A 19,571-nucleotide genomic window follows, 5' to 3' on the forward strand; every position below is an offset into this window, starting at 1 on the left:
GCCTGGAGGCCCCGTGAGCCACCCTCACCCCGAACTTCCCCTGCCCCCCGCACTGCCGTCGAAGGGGCTGCGCATCGTCGCCCTCGGCGGTCTGGGCGAGGTGGGGCGCAACATGGCCGTCTTCGAGTACGAGGGGCGCCTGCTGATCATCGACTGCGGCGTGCTCTTCCCCGAGGACCACCAGCCCGGCGTCGACCTGATCCTCCCGGACTTCGAGTACATCAAGGATCGCCTGGACGACATCGAGGCGATCGTCCTCACCCACGGGCACGAGGACCACATCGGCGCCGTGCCCTACCTGCTGCGGCTGCGCCGGGACATCCCGCTGATCGGCTCGCGGCTCACCCTCGCCTTCGTCGAGGCCAAGCTCAAGGAGCACCGCATCAAGCCGGTGCTGCGCGTCGTGGCCGAGGGCCAGACCGAGCGGCTCGGCAAGTTCGACCTCGAGTTCGTCGCGGTCAACCACTCGATCCCCGATGCGCTCGCCGTCGCCGTCACGACCGGCGCCGGCACCGTGCTGCACACGGGCGACTTCAAGATGGACCAGCTGCCGCTGGACGGCCGCGTCACCGACCTGCGCGCGTTCGCGCGGCTGGGGGAGAAGGGCGTCGACCTGTTCATGGTCGACTCCACGAACGCCGAGGTGCCGGGCTTCGTCACCAACGAGGTCGAGATCGGCCCGGTGCTCGACAGCGTCTTCGCCCAGGCGGAGAAGCGCGTCATCGTCGCGTCGTTCTCCTCGCACGTGCACCGCGTGCAGCAGGTGCTCAACGCGGCGCAGGCCCACGGCCGCAAGGTCGCCCTCGTGGGGCGCTCGATGGTCCGCAACATGGGCATCGCCGCCGAGCTCGGCTACCTCGACGTCCCGCCGGGCGTCCTCATCGAGCTCAAGCAGGCCGCGAGCCTGCCGGACGACCGCGTCGTCTACATGTCCACCGGTTCCCAGGGCGAGCCGATGGCCGCCCTGAGCCGGATGGCGAACGGCGACCACCGGGTCCAGGTGGGCCACGGCGACACCGTGATCCTCGCGTCGTCGCTCATCCCGGGCAACGAGAACTCCGTGTTCCGCGTCATCAACGGGCTCACGCGCCTCGGCGCGCGCGTCGTGCACTCCGGCAACGCCAAGGTGCACGTCTCCGGGCACGCCAGCGCGGGCGAGCTCCTGTACTGCTACAACATCCTCAAGCCCAAGAACGTCATGCCCGTGCACGGCGAGGTGCGCCACCTCGTGGCGAACGCGGCGCTCGCGGTGCGTACCGGCGTGCCGGCCGACCGGGTGGTGCTCGCCGAGGACGGCGTCGTCGTCGACCTCGTCGACGGCAAGGCGTCCGTCGTGGGCGCGGTGCCGTGCGGCTACGTGTTCGTCGACGGATCGTCGGTCGGAGAGGTGACGGAGAACGAGCTCAAGGACCGGCGCACCCTCGCCGAGGAGGGCTTCGTCTCGGTCTTCGCGGTCGTCGACACGGCCACCGGCAAGGTGCTCGCCGGCCCGCAGATCCTCGCGCGCGGCATGGCCGAGGACGACGCGGTCTTCGAGGAGGTCCAGCCCGACGTCGTCGCGGCACTCGAGACCGCCATCGCCGGGGGGGCTACCGACGCCTACCAGCTCCAGCAGGTGATGCGCCGCGTCATCGGCCAGTGGGTCAACCGGCGCCTGCGCCGCCGCCCCATGATCGTGCCGGTGGTCGTGGAGGCCTGACGCCTGACGACCCACCCCGCGGCACCCACGTGGGGGCTGTGGAAACACCCGAGGGGCCTCCCGGCGCGCGGCTACGGTGACTACCACCGTCCGCCACCGCTGGGAGGCCCCTCGTGCCGTCCGCTCCGTCGTGCGTGGCGCCGCCCCCCGCTGATCCGCACGTACCCTGCGTGGCATGACTGCGCCTGCGACGAACCTGCCGCGCCTGCCGCGCGCCGAGCTGCACCTGCACCTGGAGGGCACGCTGGAGCCGGAGCTGGCCTTCACGCTGGCGGAGCGGAACCGGATCGCCCTGCCCTACCGCGACCCGGACCAGCTGCGCTCCGCGTACGCCTTCACCGACCTGCAGTCCTTCCTCGACCTGTACCACGCGACCTCGCAGGTGCTGCGCACCGCCGAGGACTTCGCGGACCTCACTCGCGCCTACCTGCGCCGCGCGGCGGCCGGCGGGGTGCGGCACGCGGAGCTCATGATCGACCTGCAGACGCACCTGGCGCGCGGGGTCCCGCTGGAGGACCTGGCGGCCGGCGTGACCCGCGGCGCGGCCGACGCCGAGGCGGCACACGGAGTGTCGAGCCTGCTGGTCCTGGCATTCCTGCGGCACCGCCCGCCCGCCGAGGCGGACGCGGTGCTGGACGCCGTGCTGGCGGCGGGTGCCCCGTTCGCCGCGGTCGGGCTGGCGTCGAGCGAGGTGGGCTTCGCCGCGTCGCCGTTCGCGCCGGCGTTCGAGCGTGCGGCGGCCCACGGGCTGCGCCGCACCGCCCACGCGGGCGAGGAGGGCCCGGCGGCGAACGTGACCGAGGTGCTCGACGTCCTCGGGGCCGAGCGGGTCGACCACGGCATCCGCGCCCTGGAGGACGACGCGGTGGTGGCCCGGCTCGTGCGCGACCGGGTGCCGCTGACGGTGTGCCCGTGGTCGAACGTGCGGCTGGGGGCGGTGCCGTCGCTGGCCGCGCACCCGCTGCCCGCCATGCTGGCCGCCGGCCTCGACGTCTCGCTGAACTCGGACGACCCGTCGTACTTCGGCGCCTACGTCGACGAGGTCGACGACGCCGTGACCGCCGCCTTCGGACTGACCCGCGACCAGCGCGCCGACCTCGCCGCCGCGTCGTTCCGGGGTTCGTTCCTGTCGCCCGAGCAGGTCGCGCGGCACCTCGTCGACGTCGAGGCCTGGCGCGCCGCGGTCTGACGCTCAGCCGGCCAGCAACGCCGGGCCGAGGGATCCCACGGCCGCGTCGTAGCGCACGGCCCGGGCGTGCGCGTCCCCGGGGAGGAGCCCGGCGAGCTCGAGCGAGACCAGGCCGTGCACCAGCCCCCAGAGCCCGACGGCCACGGGTTCGGCGCGTTCCGGATGCCCGCCGATCACCCGCGCGACGGCGTCGTGCAGCACCCCGAAGGTGGGCCGCTGCACCGCGGGCGGGGCGTCGCTGCCCGGCAGCACCGCCCGGTCGAACATCACCCGGTAGAAGTGGGGGGCGGCGAGCGCGCTGTGGCGGTAGGCCGACCCCAGGGCGCGAAGGTCGGCCACCGGGTCGTCGGTCCGGGGCACGGCGGCGAGGTGGCCGGCGAAGCGCCGGAAGCCCTCGGCGCTCACCGCGGCCAGGAGGGCGTCGCGGGACCCGAACAGCGCGTACACCGCGGACGGGCTCGTGCCGGCCGCGGAGGCCACGGACCGCACGGTGGTGGTGGGCTCGCCGCCGGTGGAGATCGCCTCGGAGGCGACCTCCAGGAGGCGGGTGCGCAGGGCGTCGTCGTGCAGCCGTGGTCGTGCCATGCCGCGAGCCTAGACGGCTTGACGAGAGTTTGCGAACGGTGTTCTATAACAGTGTTCGTAAATTGCCGTCCAAGGAGGCCGCCGTGCTTGAGCTCACCGAAGCGGCCCGCGTCACCGCGGGCATCGTCCTGTTGACAGTCGTCGCCATCGAGTCCGGCGGGTACTTCCTGGTCAAGGTGGTCACGGGCAAGGTCCCTGCGACCGCGTTCCAGGCTTCGTTCTTCCGCGCCGGGCACGCGCACGCCGGGGTGCTCGTCATCCTCGGGCTGCTGTGCGTCGTCCTCGCCGAGGCCACCGACCTGTCGGGCGGCTGGCGCTGGCTCGCGGCCACGGGCGTCCTGGTCGCCGCGATCCTGATGCCCGCCGGCTTCTTCTTCTCCGCCATGGGGAGGGGCCGCACGTCACCGAACCGCGCCGTCGTGCTGCTCCTCGCGGGCGCGGGCCTTCTCGCCGCGGGCGTCGTGACCCTGGCCGTGGGGCTTCTCACAGCGGGCTGAGCGCGGTGACACGCGCCCGGGACCTGCGCCGTCGCGCGGGGGTCGGCGGGTACGGTGAGGGCATCATGGCGATCCGGACACCCGCCCGGAGGATCACCGGGACCCCGCGGGGGACGACGACGGGGCGGACCGCTTCCGTGGCGGCCCCGAACCATCGAGCGCCCGCCCGCACCTCGTCCGCGCGCTCGACCAAGAGCTCAGGGCGCGGCGGCAAGAGCGGTGGTCGTCGTGCGCCGGCGCGCCGGCCCGCGCGCCACGAGCCGTCGTGGCCGGTCCGGGCCGTCCGCGGCCTGTACCTTGGCGTCGCACACGGGGTCGGCAGCCTGACCCGCAGCATCACCAAGGGAGCAAGAGACCTGGAACCCGAGCACCGCCGAGACGGCGTCGCCTTCTTCCTCATCGCGTTCGCGCTGGTCGTCGCCGCGCGAGAGTGGTGGGGGATCTCCGGCACGTTCGGCACCGTCGTCCACACCGTCGTCGCCGGCACCGTCGGCCTGGCCGGGGTGGCCGTGCCGGTGCTCCTGCTGTGGCTCGGGTTCCGCGTGATGCGCCATCCCGAACGCGCCCGGGCGAACTCCCGTGTCGCGATCGGTCTCGCCCTGATCGTCGTGTCGGTGTGCGCGCTCGTCGCCATCGCCGAGGACACTCCTGCGCCGAGCGACGGCTTCGCCGCCCTGCAGGCGGCCGGCGGCATCATCGGCTACCTCGCGGGCACGCCCGTGGTGACCGGCGTGACGGAGTGGGTGGCCGTGCCGCTGTTCCTTCTGCTCGGGTTCTTCGGCCTCCTCGTGGTCACCGCCACCCCCTTCCACCGCATCCCCGAGCGGGCACGCGGCCTCTACGACCGGCTCACCGGTAACCACCACCCGGACCACGGCGCGGCGGACGACGGGCTGCCGCTCGCCGAGGGCGTCTCACGGCACGACGGCACCGACGCGGCGCCGCGCAAGAAGCGCACCCGCAAGACGAAGGCCCAGCGCGCCGCCGAGGCGGCGGAGGCCGCAGGGCTCGACGGGTACGTCGGCGACGAGGCGTTCGAGAAGGCGGCGACGCTCGAGCGGGAGACCGCCGCGGCGAAGTCCGGCGGCACGGCCAAGCCCGACCGTGCGGACGGTGCCACCGCCACGCGGCGGGTCGGGCCCGCGGCGACCGAGTCCGTCGAGGCCGTGGCGGCGACCTCCGGATCGACGGCCGCTCCCGACTCCAAGGCCCCGTCCGGCGACCTACCGCCCATGGGGCGCGGCGAGCAGCCGATGCTCGACGGCGACACGGTCTACCTGCTGCCCCCCGAGGACGCCCTCGGCAAGGGCGCGCCGCACAAGACCCGGTCCGCGGCGAACGACCGCGTGGTCGAGTCGCTCACCAAGGTCTTCGAGGACTTCGGCGTCGACGCACAGGTCACGGGCTTCACGCGCGGGCCGACCGTCACGCGCTACGAGGTCGAGGTGGGGGCCAAGACCAAGGTGGAGCGCATCACGTCGCTCTCCAACAACATCGCCTACGCGGTGGCGAGCGCGGACGTGCGGATCCTGTCCCCGATCCCGGGCAAGTCGGCCATCGGCATCGAAATCCCGAACTCCGACCGCGAGACGGTCGTGCTCGGCGACGTGCTGCGCTCCTCGGCAGCCCGCCGCACCGAGCACGCGATGGTGATGGGCGTGGGCAAGGACGTCGAGGGCGGCTATGTCGTGGCGAACCTGGCCAAGATGCCGCACATCCTCGTGGCCGGCGCCACCGGCGCGGGCAAGTCGAGCTTCATCAACTCGCTGATCACGTCGATCCTCATGCGGGCCACGCCGGAGCAGGTGCGTCTCGTCCTCGTCGACCCGAAGCGCGTCGAGCTGACCATCTACGAGGGCATCCCGCACCTGATCACGCCGATCATCACGAGCCCCAAGAAGGCCGCCGAGGCCCTCGACTGGGTGGTGCGCGAGATGGACGCCCGCTACGACGACCTGGCGATGTTCGGCTTCAAGCACCTCGACGACTTCAACGTCGCCGTGCGCGCCGGCAAGGTGAAGCCGCTGCCGGGCTCCGAGCGCAAGATCGCGCCGTACCCGTACCTGCTGGTCGTCGTCGACGAGCTCGCGGACCTCATGATGGTCGCCCCCCGCGACGTCGAGTCCTCGATCCAGCGCATCACCCAGCTCGCGCGCGCGGCCGGCATCCACCTGGTGCTCGCGACGCAGCGCCCGTCGGTCGACGTCGTCACCGGCCTGATCAAGGCGAACGTGCCGTCCCGGCTCGCCTTCGCGACGTCGTCCGTCACCGACTCGCGCGTGGTGCTCGACCAGCCGGGCGCCGAGAAGCTCATCGGGCAGGGCGACGCGCTCTTCCTGCCGATGGGCGCGGCCAAGCCGATGCGCGTGCAGGGGGCGTGGGTCACCGAGACCGAGGTGCACGCCGTCGTCGAGCACGTGAAGGCCCAGCTCAAGCCCGTGTACCGGGAGGACGTGACCGCGCCCGCGGCCGCCAAGAAGCAGGTGGACGAGGACATCGGCGACGACCTCGACCTGCTGCTGCAGGCGGCCGAGCTCGTCGTGACCACGCAGTTCGGGTCGACGTCGATGCTGCAGCGCAAGCTGCGCGTCGGCTTCGCCAAGGCAGGCCGGCTCATGGACCTGCTGGAGTCGCGCGAGATCGTCGGGCCGTCCGAGGGGTCGAAGGCCCGCGAGGTGCTGGTGAACCCGGACGACCTGCCGTCGACGCTCGCGCTCCTGCGCGGCGAGCCGTCGCGGGCCTACGACCAGGACGCCGACGCCGCCTCGCCGGCGCCGCCGGACCCGCCCGCCGGGGCCGTGGCGGACGCGCCGGCCGACCCGTACGCGGACGGCACGGACGGGCACGCGCCGCCCGTGGCGACGGAATACCACGACGGCGCCGACACCGACCCCGAGCACGGCTGGCGCTGACCACGCCGGCCTCCGTGTCCGTCAGTTGACCGTCAGTCGCCGCGGGGGACGACCTGTGGCGGCGGGCCGGTGGTCGCGGTGGGCTCCTTGCGCTCCTTCGCGACCTTGCCCACGGCGTCCTGCACGCGCTGCTCCCGCGCCGCGAGCTCGGCCTCGGAGAGCGTGGTGCCGCCCGGGTCGGCCAGCGCGTCCGGCAGCGCGGCGACGTCGTGCCCCGCGCCGACGTCGACGGTGACGCCGGTCCAGCGCACCTCGCTCACGCGCGTCGGATCGTCGGGGCCCTCCTGCGTGAAGGTCGCGGAGAGGAGCACGCCGTTGCTCGTGCGGGCGTCGCAGCAGTCGGAGCTCTGGTTCGACAGCAGGTTGCCCAGGCCGTAGGCGACCCACATGCCGTCGCCGTCCGGCCCCTTCCCGACGCGGTCGAAGGCCTGCGGGATGTGCGCGTGGTGCCCGATGACGAGGTCGACCTCGCCCGAGCGGGCGAGCCGGCTCACGACGTCCTCCTGCTGGTCGGTGAGCTCCTCCGTGTACTCGACCCCGGCGTGCAAACTGACGACCACCACGTCGGCGCCCTCCTCTCGGGCGACGCGGGCCTGCTCGACGAGCTGGTCGGCGTCGATGAGGTCGACGGCCCAGGGGGCGTCCGCGGGCATGGCCAGTCCGTTGAGGCCGTAGGCGGCGGCCAGGTGCGCCACGGTGATCTTGCGGCCCTCGCGGTCCAGCACGTACAGCTGCGGCTCGTCCTGCTCGGCCTCGCTGCGTGCCGTCCCGGCGTGCCCCATCCCTGCGTCGGCCAGGCGGCGGATGGTGGCACGCACGCCGTCGTACCCCCGGTCGACCGAGTGGTTGGACGCGGTGGAGCAGCCGTCCCAGCCCTGCTCCTGCAGGTCACGAACGAGGCCCGCGGGTGCGCCGAAGAGCGGGTACCCGCTCGGCGGGGTCCCCTTCGGCGCCACCGGCACCTCGAGGTGGCACAAGGCCAGGTCGGCGCCCTGCACCCAGGCGTCGATCCCGGCCAGCAGCGGGGTGAAGTCCGGGTCGTCGGGGCCGCCCGCCGAGTCGACGACGGGGTCGTGGGTGAGGAGGTCGCCCCCGGCCAGCAGCGTGAACTCGGCAGGGTTGGGTGTGGGGCTGGGCGTGGGGCTGGGCGTCGGGCTGGGTGCGGCCGACGTCTCCGGGCTCGCGGACCCGGGCCCGGCGGCGTCGGGCGGGTCGAGCCCGGCGAGGGGGCCGCCCAGCGCGAGCGCCGCGGCCACGCCGACGGCGGCGCCGCACAGAGCTGCGGCGGCGACCGCGAGGCCTCGTCGTGTCGGTCGCCCGTCGTCGGACGCGTGATGGGGCACGGCAGGAGAGTACTGCCCGCGAGGGTCCTGGCGTCCGATGAGCGCCTATAGGGTGGCCCGGTGGTCAACGAAGCGCCCTCGCCCTGGAACGTCGCCAATGCGGTGACTCTCGTGCGCATCGCGCTCGTGCCCGTGTTCGCCTGGGCGTTGCTCGTGGAGGGCGGCGACTCCATCACCTGGCGTCTCGTCGCGACGGCGATCTTCGTGGTCGCCGCCGTGAGCGACCGCGTCGACGGCTATCTGGCCCGCTCGCGCAACCTCGTCACCGACCTCGGCAAGCTGCTCGACCCGATCGCCGACAAGGCGCTGATCGGCACGGCGCTGATCCTGCTCTGCTGGCCGCTGGGCGAGCTGCCCTGGTGGGTGCCCACCGTGATCCTGGTGCGCGAGCTTGGGATCACCGCGCTGCGGATGGTCGTTCTCCGCTACGCCGTCATGCCCGCCTCGCGCGGCGGCAAGCTGAAGACAGTGCTGCAGGCTGTCGCGATCACCCTCTTCCTGCTGCCCCTGTCCGCCCTGCCCGACGCGGTGCTGATCGTGGCCTGGGTGGTGCTAGCACTCGCGATCGCGGTCACCGTCGTGACCGGCGTCGACTACGCCGTGCGCGGATGGCGGCTGTTCTCGGCCGGGCGTCGCGAGGCGGGGCCGCGAGCGGCCGCATGACCGTCCCGGCGCGCGCGCCGGGCGCGCCCGCCGAGGAGCTCGCGCCCGCCCTGCTCGACGCAGCCCGGGGTCGCGGGTGGTCGCTGGGCACGGCGGAGTCCTTGACCGGCGGCCTGGTCGTCGCGGCGCTGGTCGACGTGCCCGGAGCGTCGGCCGTGGTGCGGGGCGCCGTCGTGGCGTACGCGACGGACGTGAAGGCCTCGGTGCTCACGGTGGACCCGGACCTGCTCGCGCGGCGGGGCGCCGTGGACCCCGAGGTGGCGACCCAGATGGCGGCCGGGGCGCGACGGGTGCTGGGGGCCGACGTCGGGCTGGCGACGACGGGCGTGGCGGGCCCCGACACCCAGGACGGGCACCCGCCGGGCGAGGTGTACGTCGCGGTCAGCATGCCGGGCGGTGAGCAGGTGCGCCGCCTCGACGTCCCGGGCGATCGGGATACGGTGCGCGCCGCCGCCACGCGCGAGGTGCTCGCGCTGGCGTTGGACGCGGTGCGGCGCGTCGCTCCGGTGAAGGATGCGTGACGGGCACGCCGGGGTCGTGACGCCGGGAACAAGGCATGCGGTGCGTGCGTTGCGGAGGGTGTGATCATCGAGAAGGCACGAAGCCGTCCGGAGCCGGGCCACGCCAGGCCGGGTGGGCCGCGCGCGCGGTACGGTAGTGCCACCCCTGGAGTCAGGGGGACGACAGGACGGACGAGGAACCCGGCGACGGGTCCGGAGCCGCGACGATCGGCCACGGAGAGGGGGCGCGAGATGGTCGTACTGCGACGAGAGATCGGCGACGTGCTGCGCGACGCGCGGCAGCGCCAGGGGCGCACCCTGCGAGAGGTGTCTTCCGCTGCGAGGGTCTCGCTCGGGTACCTGAGCGAGGTGGAGCGCGGGCAGAAGGAGGCGTCCTCCGAGCTGCTGGCCTCGATCTGCGAGGCGCTCGACGTTCCGATGTCGCTCGTGCTGCGCGAGGTGAGCGACCGGATCGCGGTGGTGGAGGGTCTGCACATCCCCGACACGATCCCGGCGGACGTCTTCGCCGGCATGCTCAGCCGTGGCGGCGAGCCGCGCGACACCGGCCAGGCGCTGCGAGGAGACCTCGCACCGGTCGGCTGACGGCAACAGAGAAGGCCCCTTCACGAGAATCTCGCGAAGGGGCTTTCGCTATGCCTCCGCTATGCCGGCGAGGCCTGGCACGACGGGCACCAGTAGATCGCCCGCTCACCGGCGTCCGGCCGCAGGCCCGGCCCCGCGGTGCTGCCGAGGGCCACGGGCGTCCGGCACCGGCGGCAGGGCGCGCGATGGCGCCCGTGCACGGCGAGCTCGACGGCGCCCAGGCCGGAGGTGCGGCCCACAGTGACGCTGCGTGACATCAGCCGCCGCGCGGTGACCAGCAGGGTGCGGCGTGCCTCGTCGTCGAGGGACCCGACGGTGGTCCACGGCCACCGTCGGGTTGCGAACAGCGACTCCGCGGTCCAGATGGTCCCCAACCCGGCGACCGTCCGCTGGTCGAGCAGCGCGACGCAGAGCGGGCGCCCCGGGTCCGCGCCGAGCCGGGCCGCGCCCTCGTCGAGCCGGTCGGGGAAGTCGCCGCCCAGCACGTCGGGGCCCAGGTGGCCCAGCAGGCGCGGCTCGTCCCGCGTGCGCAGCACGTCCAGCATGCCGAGCTGCACGCCCAGGCACGTCCAGGAGGCGGTGGCCAGCACGGCCCGCACCGCGTCCGCCCGGCCGGCAGACTCGCGGGACCCGGTCCTGCACACTCGCCACGAGCCGTCCATGCGCAGGTGGGTGTGCAGGGTGCGCCCGTCGTCGAGCCGCAGCAGCAGATGCTTGCCGTACGCGACGGACTCGGTCACGGCGGCACCCACCAGGTCGACGCCTCCCGCCGATGGCCAGCGCAGCTCGGCCCGGACCAGCGGCGACCCCCGCAGCGCGGCTCCGAGCCGCTCGGCGGTCAGCCGCAGCACGTCTCCCTCGGGCACGGTGGGCTCCTGCTCGCCTCAGGCCGGCCGCAGCCCGCGCGGGGTGACGCCGAAGCCGGAGTCCAGCAGCGCGGCGGCGGCGGGGGTCCGATCCCGCGCGGCGGCGAGCGCGGGCACGCCGTCGACCCGCTGCACGGTGACCCGGCCCAACCGTCCCGCCCGCGTGTCGGCGGCGAGGAGGCGCGCGGCAGCGGCGAGCCGGGCTCCGTCGCCGGCGTCGCCGCGCCCGAAGGACAGCACCGTGCGCCCGCCCCGCTCGACGAACAGCACGAGCTCGCCGTCCACCAGCACCACCACGGCGCCGGCCTTGCGCCCGGGACGGTGCGCGCCCGTCGCCCCACCGTCCCCGGCGGGGGAGCCCGCCGACGTGCGCGGCCAGGCAACCGCGGCGCCGTACGGGTTGGCCGGGTCGGTCGCGGCGAGCAGGAGGGCGCCGGGCTCGATCCTGCCGGCCGACGGCGCAGCCGGCCCCTCCACGAGGGAGTCGAGGGCGCGGACACGGTCCGCCGCGTCGGTGCGCAGCTGGTCGACGGCCCCGGGCAGCGCGAACTGCGAGCCGCCCAGGCCCTCGAGGAAGTACCCGCGGCGGGCCGCGCCGCGCTCCTCGAGGCCCGTGAGCACGCGGTACACGTCGCGGAAGCGCGACGTCACCCCCTCGGCCGGGGCGACGGCGCGGGTGAGCACGCCGTGCCGCTCGAGCAGCACCTGGGCGAGAGCGTGCGCGCGCACGGTCGGGTCCTGCTCCACCGCAGGCAGCGCCGACCACCGCCCGCCGCCCGCGCGCGGCAGCGCGGCGGCGGACGTGGGGCGGACCAGGCCGAAGCGCGCCACCCGCACCGGCCGGGCGCGCCCCGGGGCGGCGGGGGCGCGGTGGGCGCCGCCGCCATGCCTGCCCGAGTGCCGGCCCGATCCGCCGAGGGCTTCGCGCAGCGGCCCGAGGCGGTCGTTGGTCACCCAGCCCGCCCAGACGAGGTCCCACAGGACCTCGAGGGTGGCCGACTGGCTCGCGCTCGCCAGCTCCGCCAGGCGTGGCAGGAAGTAGCCCCCCGACCCGGTCAGGAGATCGAGCACCGCCCGGTGCAGGTCGGTGTCGAGCGGCCCGCCCTCGGCCGCGCTCCCGGCGACGGGGTCGGGATCGCGGAGCGTGAGGGGCGCGCCGTCGGCCAGGTGCAGGCTCACCATGCCGTCCCCGCCGCCGGACCCGGGCAGCCGGCCGTGGCCGCACCACAGCACCTCGCCAGCCGTGGTCAGCTCGTCGAGCACCGCGGGGGAGTAGTCCGCCACGCGGGCGGGGAGCACGAGCGTCTCCAGCGCGGACGCGGGCACAGCCGCCCCGGAGAGCTGCTCCACCGCCCGCAGCACGCCGTCCGCCCCGCGCAGGGCGCCGCCGCCGCTGCCCGTGCCGCCCACCCGCATGCCGATGCCGTGCCAGCGCGGCAGGAAGACGCCCAGGGCCTCGGGCTCCACCGGCTCGACCTCGGCCCGCAGCGCGGCGAGCGACCGCCGCCGCAGCGTGCGCAGCACCTCGGGGTCGCACCACTCGTCCCCCGTGCCGCCCAGCGACGACGGCAGCAGCGCGCCCCGTGCGACGGCGCCGACGGCCTCGAGCCGCGCGAGCACCTGCGCCACGACGGCGATCCCGAGCCCGAAGCGGCGCGCGACGTCCGTCGCCGGGAACGGGCCGTGGGTCCGCGCGTGCCGGCGCACCAGGTCGCCCAGGGGGTCGGCCACCGGCTCGGTGAACGTCTCCGGCACGCCCACCGGGAGGGCCACGCCGAGCGCGTCCCGGAGCCGGCCCGCGTCCTCGACCACGGCCCACTGCTCGGCGTCGTCGCCCTGCTGCCCCCCGAGGCGCACCCTGATCACCCGGCGGGCGCCCTCCAGGTCGGCGAGCCAGGCGTCGACCTGCTCCCGGCCCGCCTCCCGCGTCCGGGCCCGCAGCGCGGACGCCGGGTGGGGGCCGGTGCGTCGCAGCACGTCCCAGATCGCCTCGGCGTCGCGGGCCTGACGGTCGGGGGCGAGGGCCTGCAGCTCTGCCTCGGTCCGTTCGACCGCCCCGGGGTCGAGAAGGTCGGCCAGGGGGGTTGCGCCCTGCTCGCCCAGCAGCTCGGTCAGGAGGTCCGGGTCCAGGGACAGCGCAGCCGCCCGGCGCTCGGCCAGCGGGGCGTCGCCGTCGTAGAGGAACTGCGCCGTGTAGCCGAACAGGAGCGCCTGGGCAAATGGCGACGGCGAGGAGGTGGTCACCTCGACGAGCCGCACCCGCCCCGCCTGCAGGTCGCCCATGAGCTCGGTGAGCGCGGCCACGTCGAAGTCGTCGCGCAGGCACTCGCGGGCGGCCTCGAGCATGATCGGGAAGTCCGGGAACTGCGACGCCACCTGCAGCAGCTGAGATGCCCGCTGGCGCTGCTGCCACAGCGGCTGGCGGCGGTCGGGACGCCGGCGCGGCAGCAGCAGCGCCCGGGCGGCGGCCTCGCGGAAGCGCGCCGCGAACATCACCGAGCCGCCCAGCTCGTCGCGCACGGCGCCCAGCACGTCGTCGGGGTCCACCAGGAGGTCCTCGGCCGTGACAGCGGGCGCGTCGGCGGCCCGCTCGGAGCCCGCGGCATCGTCGCCCGCCGCGCCGTCGGAGCCGAGGTCCCAGCCGGGCCCGCCCAGGTCCCAGCCGGCGTCGCCCGCGTCCGGCAGCCGCAGCACGATCCCGTCGTCGGCATGCATCGCCGCCACGTCCGTGCCGTACCGCGCCCGCAGGCGCGCGGCCACCACCAGCGCCCACGGCGCGTGCACGGGCGCGCCGAACGGGGAGTGGATCACCACGCGCCAGTCGCCCAGCTCGTCGCGGAACCGTTCCACGACCACGGTGCGGTCGTCCGGGAGCCGGCCGGTGGCGCGCCGCTGCTCGCCCAGGTACGACGCCAGGTTGTCGGCCGCCCACGTGTCCAGGCCGGCGTCCCGCAGGCTGGCCTGGCCCTGCGCGGTGCCCTGGGCCTCGTCCTCGGCCAGGAGTACGTCGGTCTCGCGCACGAAGGCGCCCACGGCGCGGCCGAGCTCGACCGGGCGGCCCGGCGAGTCGCCCCTCCAGAAGGGCAGCCGCCCCGGGAGCCCGGGCGCCGGGGTCACGAGCACCCGGTCCGGTGTGATCGCCTCGATGCGCCAGGTGGACGAGCCGAGGGTGAACGTGTCCCCGACCCGCGACTCGTAGACCATCTCCTCGTCGAGCTCGCCCACGCGCTTGCCACCGCGGGGGCGGGCCCCGCCGGCGGGTGCGCCGTCGTCGGGGGGGCCCGAGGTCGGGGGCTCGGTGGCGAGGTAGACGCCGTACAGCCCGCGGTCGGGGATGGTGCCGCCGCTCGTGGCCGCGAGGCGCAGGGCGCCCGGCCGCCCGGAGAGGCGGCCGGTGGTGCGGTCCCACACGATCCGGGCCCGCAGCTCGGCGAAGTCCTCGCTCGGGTAGCGGCCGGCGAGCATGTCCAGCACGGCCCGCCAGGTCGCGTCGCCGAGGGTGTGGAACGGGTGTGCCCGGCGGAACGTGGCGAGGAGCTCCTCCGCCGGCCAGTCGTCCGTGGCCAGCGTCGCCACCACCTGCTGGGCCAGCACGTCGAGGGCGTTCGCGGGGACGTGCAGGTGCTCGATCTCGCCGGCGCGCATCCGACGCGCCACCACGGTGGCCGGCACGAGGTCGCCGCGGAAGGTCGGGAAGACCACGCCGTGGGAGACCGCGCCCACCTGGTGCCCGGCGCGGCCGATGCGCTGCAGGCCGCTCGCGACCGACGGCGGCGCGCCCACCTGGACGACGAGGTCGATGGCGCCCATGTCGATGCCCAGCTCGAGGGACGAGGTCGCGACCACCGCCGGCAGGCGACCCGCCTTGAGGTCGGACTCGGTGCGGGTGCGCTCCACCCGGCTCATGGAGCCGTGGTGGGCGCGGGCGAGCGGCGGCGCCTCGGCGCCGTCCGGACCGGGCGGCAGCGCGACCGACGCCCCGGACTGCGCCTGGGTCTGTGCGGGCCACTGGGTGCCCGGCTCGGGCAGGTTCGCCCCGGTGCGCTCCGCCCAGATCTCGTTCATCCGGGCGGTGAGCCGCTCGGCACCGCGGCGGGAGTTGGTGAACACCAGGGTCGAGCGGTGCTCGGCGACCAGGTCCACCACCCGTTCCTCGACGTGCGGCCAGACCGACGCACGGCGCAGCGGGGAGGACGCGTCCCCGCTGAGGTCCACCTCCTCGTCGCCGAGGCCGGGCCCATTTCCGGACCCGCGGCCCGCGCCGGCGGTGCCGGCCGGGACCGGGGCGGTCGGGTCCGGCACCGTCTGCGCGGCGTCCAGGTCGGCGAGGTCGGGCACCGGCACGACGACGTCGATCGCCCACCGCTTGGTGGCCGGCGGCTGGACCACGACCACCTCGCGGCCGCCGTCCTCCGGTGTGCGGTGGCCGCCGAGGAACTCGGCGACGGTCTCCACAGGTCGCACCGTCGCCGACAGCCCGACGCGCTGCGCCGGCCGGTCGAGGAGCTCGTCGAGGCGTTCCAGGCTCAGGGCGAGGTGCGCGCCCCGCTTGGTGCCCGCCACGGCGTGGATCTCGTCGAGGACGACGGTCTGCACGCCGGCGAGGCCCGCCCGCGCCTGGGAGGTGAGGACGAGGAAGAGCGACTCGGGTGTCGTGACCAGCACGTCCGGGGGGCGCGTGGCGAACGCGCGCCGCTCCGACGGCGGCGTGTCACCCGTGCGGGCGCCGACCGTCACCTCCTCGACCGACAGCCCGTCGCGCGCGGCGGCCTGCCGGATGCCGGCGAGCGGCGAGCGCAGGTTGCGCTGCACGTCCGCCGCGAGGGCCTTGAGCGGCGACACGTACAGCACGCGGCAGCGGCGGGCCCGCTCCGGGGGCGGCTCGGTGGTCAGGCGGTCGATCGCCCAGAGGAACGCCGCGAGGGTCTTGCCCGATCCTGTCGGCGCGACGACCAGCGCGTGCCGGTCGGAGCTGATCGCCTCCCACGCGCCGGCCTGCGCCGCCGTCGGCGCCTCGAACGCCCCGGCGAACCAGGAGCGGGTGGCGGGGCCGAACCGCGCGAGCACCTCGACGGGCGCCTCGACGGGGCCGACGGGCGGCGGGGATGCGACCACCCCGCCATCCTGACAGCCTCCACCGACAGCGCGCAGACCGAAGGAACCCCGAGTCGCTCTCGACCACCCCGCGCGGCGTGCGAGGCTGGGCCGGTGCGTTTTCGCGAGTTCGCCGAGCTGGTCGACGAGGTCTTCGGGCCGGCCTATGGCCGCGCCCTCGTGCGGGAGCAGGTGCTGCCCCGTCTGGACGGGCGCACGCCCGCCCAGGCCCTCGAAGCCGGCATGGAACCTCGCGTCGTGTGGCACGCCCTGTGCGACGCGCTCGACGTGCCCGACTCGGAGCGCTGGGGCTCCGACAACCGGCGGCAGGCACCGCCGGCCCGCTGACCTCGCCCGCCGTCCCTGCCCGGACCCCGCGACGGCGCCGGCCGGAGGCGGCATCATGGCGTCATGCCCCGCGCCCGAGCTCCGCTCGTCACGGTGGCCGACGTCCGCGGCGCGCTCTGGTCGCTGGTGTCGACCGCCGCAGGCCTCGGGATCGCGATCCGGGTGGTCGACGGCGTCCGGGTGACCACGCCCTGGGCCGTCGTCCTGGTCGCCGTCGTGGTGGGCGCCGGTGACGTGCTCCTCCGCGTGCCGCTGCGGCGGCTCGCGCGGGCCGGCGGTGCGGTCGGCGCCCTGCTGCTCGGCCTCGGCGCGCAGGTGCTCGTCGTGTGGGCGGCTCTGACGTTCCTGCCCGGGGTCTCCAGCCGGTCCTGGACGGACGTGCTGGCGGTGCTGCTGGTGGCGTCGGTGGTCATGGCCTGCGGGCACTGGGCCGTCGGGGCGAGCGACAACGCGTACGTGGTCGGCGACCTCCTGCGTCGTGCGCGCCGTCAGGCCGGCGTCCCGCGGAGCGCGTCGCGCGGGGCGGCCGACGCGCGGCACGACGCGCGGCACGACGCGCGGGGGGACATGCCGGAGGGTGACGACCGGCCGCCCGGCGTGCTCGTCGTCATGCTCGACGGCGTCGCCAGGCCGACACTCGACCACGCGCTGCAGGCGGGCCTCGTGCCGACGCTCGAGCGGTGGCTGGGTTCCGGCAGCCACCGGATGGAGTCGTGGTGGGCCCGCGTGCCGTGCACCACGCCGGCCAGCACGCTCGGGCTGCTGCACGGCACGACGGACGCCGTCCCCGCCTTCCGGTGGTGGTCGCGGCGGCTCGGGCGCCTGGTGGTGACGAACCGGCCCTCCGACGCCGCCGATGTCGAGCGCGGTGCGAGCGACGGGCGCGGCCTCCTCGCGGGCGGCGGGGTCGCCGTGTCGACGATGTTCTCCGGCGACGCCGCCACCCACCTGCTGGTGATGAGCCGCGCGGCGCAGGGGCTCGGTCCAGGGCAGCTGTTCGTCCGGTTCTTCGCCAGCCCGTTCGTGCTGGTGCGCGCGGTGGTCGGCACGGTGGGGGAGGCCGTCAAGGAGCTGTACCAGGGCTGGCAGCAGGCGGTGCGCGGCGTGCGACCGCGCGTGCGCCGGCGTGGCTGGTACCCGGTCCTGCGGGCGATCACCAACGTGCTGCTGCGCGACCTCAACACGGCGCTCGTCGCGGAGCAGCTCGTGCAGGGCGCTCCGGTGGTGTGCGTCGACCTCGTCGACTACGACGAGATCGCCCACCACGCCGGCCCGCTGCGGCCCGAGGCCCTTCGTGCGCTCGAAGGGCTCGACCGCGTCGTCGGCCTCTGGGAGGAGATCGCCCGGGGCGCCCCGCGCCGGTACCAGGTGGTGGTGGTGTCCGACCACGGACAGTCGCTCGGCGCCACCTTCGAGCAGGTGGTGGGCCGGTCGTTCGCGGACGAGGTGACCAGGCTCGTCGGGGAGCGCGCCCCGACGGATCCCGGTGGCGCCCGGCGCACCGGCCGGAGGCCCTCGCCCGACGGCGAGGTGTGGGGCCCGGCGAACACTGCGCTGAACGCCCTGCGCAGGGAGCGCGACGGGGCCGGGCGCGTCCTCGTCGGCCCCGACCGGGGCACCGGGGACGCGGACCTCCCCGAGGTCGCGGTGGTCGGCTCGGGGAACCTCGGGATGATCTGGTTCTGCCGCGAGCCGCGCCGCGTCGCGGCCGCGGAGGTGGCCGCGCGGTGGCCGGCCCTCGTCCCGGGGCTGGTCGAGAGTCCCGCCGTCGGGTTCGTCGTGGTCCACGGCGCGCAGGGGCCGGTGGCGCGCGGCCGCCGTGGGTCGCACGACCTGGCGACCGGCCGCGTGACCGGCCGCGACCCCCTGGCCGGGTACGGGTCGCGTGCGAGGGCCGACCTGCTGCGGGTCGCCGGCCTGGAGGACGCGGGCGACCTCGTGGTCGTCTCGGCCGTGGACGAGATGGGTCGGGTGCATGCGCTGGAGGGTCTGGTGGGCTCGCACGGCGGGCTCGGCGGGGCGCAGAGCGAGGCGCTCCTGCTGCACCCGGTCGGGCTCGTGGTGCCGGACGACGAGCGCGAGGACGTGGACGGCGCACGCATGCTCGTGGGGGCCGAGGCCGTGCACCGGCGGCTGGTCGCGTGGCTCGCCGAGCTCGGGCTGCGGGAGGCGCCATGAGCCGCGGGTCCCCGTCCCAGACACCGCCTGGGCCGTCGCTCAGGGTGACGTGGCTGGGCCACTCGACGGTCGTCCTCGACCTCACCGCGGCGGACGGGCGCACGACCCGGCTCGTGACCGATCCGCTGCTGCGGCGGCACGCGGGCATGCTGAGGCGCCGAGGAGACCGGCCTGCAACGGACGCGTGGCGCGGCGCCGACGCCGCCCTGCTGTCGCACCTGCACCACGACCACGCCGAGCTGGGCTCGCTGCGGCTGCTCGGCGACGTGCCCGTGCTCACCGCGCCGGCCAACGCGCGCTGGCTGCGCGGCAAGGGGCTGCGCGGGGTCGGCCTCGATCCGCCGGTGGAGCTGCCGGGCCACGGTGCGGGCCACGGTGCGGGTCATGGTGCGGGGCATGACGGCGCTCGGCACGGCGGGGCGTGGCACGACGTCGCGGGCGTGCAGGTGCGGCTCGTCACCGCCGTGCACGGGGACCGCCCCATGCCGCACCGCCCCAACGCGACGAACGGGCACCTGGTGCGGCTCGGCGGGGGACGGGCCGACGGCGTGGCGGCCCGCACGGTGTGGGCCGTGGGCGACACGGAGCGCTTCCCCGGCATCGGGCGGGTGCGCGACCTGGCGGGTGGGCGCGTCGATGTGGCGCTCGTGCCCGTCTCGGGGTGGGGCCCGCGGCTCTCCGGCGGCCACCTGGGGCCGCAGGGCGCGGCCGAGGTGTGCGCCGAGGTGCGGCCGCGGGTCGCGATCCCGGTGCACTGGGGCACGCTCCACGCGCCGGGCGGCCGGAACCTGCCCAAGGGGTGGATGGACCACGCCGGCGAGGCCTTCGCGGCCGCCGTGCGTCGGGTGGCGCCGGGGGTGCGGGTCGTGACGCTGCGGCCCGGTGAGGAGTGGTGCGACACGCCCGACGGGGACGGCGGCCTCGAACACGTGTTCGGGTAGAGTCTGTCCACAGAAGGTTCTCGCCCGTCGTTGTCCACACCCGCGGCGATCTGCTCCCGGAGCTGTCGGTGGCGGCACGTACGGTCGGCAACAACATGAGCACGCAGCCACGAACGTCGGCGCGCAGTCGCCGCGCCCAGAACGCAAAGGTGA

At 75.5% G+C, this 19,571-nt stretch carries 14 protein-coding genes; 10 read left to right on the top strand and 4 right to left on the bottom strand.

All coding sequences use genetic code 11. The features are described from left to right. Positions 1-13: 13 nt before the first annotated feature. Both AC1C2W_RS05585 and add read left to right on the top strand, forming a co-directional pair. Positions 14-1,699 carry a ribonuclease J gene (locus AC1C2W_RS05585; RefSeq protein WP_495390317.1) on the top strand — a complete coding sequence of 562 codons (1,686 nt, stop codon included), beginning with the start codon at positions 14-16 and terminating at the stop codon, positions 1,697-1,699. Positions 1,700-1,874: 175 nt separating this feature from the next. After that, complete coding sequence (gene add / locus AC1C2W_RS05590) at positions 1,875-2,888, top strand: adenosine deaminase (protein WP_495390318.1); 1,014 nt, start codon at positions 1,875-1,877, stop codon at positions 2,886-2,888. 3 nt (positions 2,889-2,891) lie between these two features. Here the strand turns inward: add and AC1C2W_RS05595 are convergent, their stop codons facing one another. After that, a complete protein-coding gene (locus tag AC1C2W_RS05595; RefSeq protein WP_495390319.1) occupies positions 2,892-3,473 on the bottom strand; it encodes a TetR/AcrR family transcriptional regulator in 582 nt (193 codons plus the stop codon). Positions 3,474-3,556: 83 nt separating this feature from the next. On the opposite strand from AC1C2W_RS05595, the gene AC1C2W_RS05600 reads away from it, so the two are divergent. Beyond that, entirely contained in the window at positions 3,557-3,970 is a 414-nt protein-coding gene (locus tag AC1C2W_RS05600; protein ID WP_495390320.1) for a hypothetical protein, read from the top strand. A gap of 65 nt (positions 3,971-4,035) precedes the next feature. Continuing rightward, positions 4,036-6,882, top strand: a complete 2,847-nt coding sequence (locus tag AC1C2W_RS05605; RefSeq protein ID WP_495412649.1) for an FtsK/SpoIIIE family DNA translocase — start codon at positions 4,036-4,038, stop codon at positions 6,880-6,882. Positions 6,883-6,914: 32 nt separating this feature from the next. Here the strand turns inward: AC1C2W_RS05605 and AC1C2W_RS05610 are convergent, their stop codons facing one another. Next, positions 6,915-8,225, bottom strand: a complete 1,311-nt coding sequence (locus tag AC1C2W_RS05610; protein ID WP_495412593.1) for a CapA family protein — start codon at positions 8,223-8,225, stop codon at positions 6,915-6,917. A gap of 60 nt (positions 8,226-8,285) precedes the next feature. On the opposite strand from AC1C2W_RS05610, the gene pgsA reads away from it, so the two are divergent. From pgsA to AC1C2W_RS05625, 3 genes are all read left to right on the top strand, one after another. Next, positions 8,286-8,888 carry a CDP-diacylglycerol--glycerol-3-phosphate 3-phosphatidyltransferase gene (gene pgsA / locus AC1C2W_RS05615; RefSeq protein WP_495390322.1) on the top strand — a complete coding sequence of 201 codons (603 nt, stop codon included), beginning with the start codon at positions 8,286-8,288 and terminating at the stop codon, positions 8,886-8,888. Continuing rightward, a complete protein-coding gene (locus AC1C2W_RS05620) occupies positions 8,885-9,409 on the top strand; it encodes a CinA family protein (RefSeq protein ID WP_495412594.1) in 525 nt (174 codons plus the stop codon). Before pgsA ends, AC1C2W_RS05620 begins: the two co-directional genes overlap by 4 nt. A gap of 231 nt (positions 9,410-9,640) precedes the next feature. Continuing rightward, entirely contained in the window at positions 9,641-9,991 is a 351-nt protein-coding gene (locus tag AC1C2W_RS05625; protein WP_495390324.1) for a helix-turn-helix domain-containing protein, read from the top strand. A 59-nt stretch (positions 9,992-10,050) separates the two neighbouring features. On the opposite strand, the gene AC1C2W_RS05630 is transcribed toward AC1C2W_RS05625, so the two are convergent. Then, positions 10,051-10,857 carry a DNA-formamidopyrimidine glycosylase family protein gene (locus tag AC1C2W_RS05630; protein WP_495390325.1) on the bottom strand — a complete coding sequence of 269 codons (807 nt, stop codon included), beginning with the start codon at positions 10,855-10,857 and terminating at the stop codon, positions 10,051-10,053. A gap of 18 nt (positions 10,858-10,875) precedes the next feature. Next, positions 10,876-15,972 (bottom strand): DEAD/DEAH box helicase, encoded by a 5,097-nt coding sequence (locus AC1C2W_RS05635; protein ID WP_495412595.1) that lies wholly within the window; start codon positions 15,970-15,972, stop codon positions 10,876-10,878. Positions 15,973-16,065: 93 nt separating this feature from the next. Between AC1C2W_RS05635 and AC1C2W_RS05640 the strand changes: the two genes are divergently transcribed. The 3 genes from AC1C2W_RS05640 (at position 16,066) to AC1C2W_RS05650 (ending at position 19,418) form a co-directional block, all read left to right on the top strand. After that, entirely contained in the window at positions 16,066-16,299 is a 234-nt protein-coding gene (locus AC1C2W_RS05640) for a DUF3046 domain-containing protein (protein WP_495390327.1), read from the top strand. A gap of 63 nt (positions 16,300-16,362) precedes the next feature. Next, positions 16,363-18,477: an alkaline phosphatase family protein gene (locus tag AC1C2W_RS05645; protein ID WP_495412596.1), complete on the top strand. Its 2,115-nt coding sequence runs from the start codon at positions 16,363-16,365 to the stop codon at positions 18,475-18,477. Then, the gene (locus AC1C2W_RS05650) at positions 18,474-19,418 is read left to right on the top strand and encodes an MBL fold metallo-hydrolase (protein ID WP_495412597.1); all 945 of its coding nucleotides are present in this window, start codon (positions 18,474-18,476) and stop codon (positions 19,416-19,418) included. Before AC1C2W_RS05645 ends, AC1C2W_RS05650 begins: the two co-directional genes overlap by 4 nt. The last annotated feature ends 153 nt before the right edge of the window (positions 19,419-19,571 follow it).

It is taken from the genome of Isoptericola sp. Y581, from assembly GCF_059445475.1.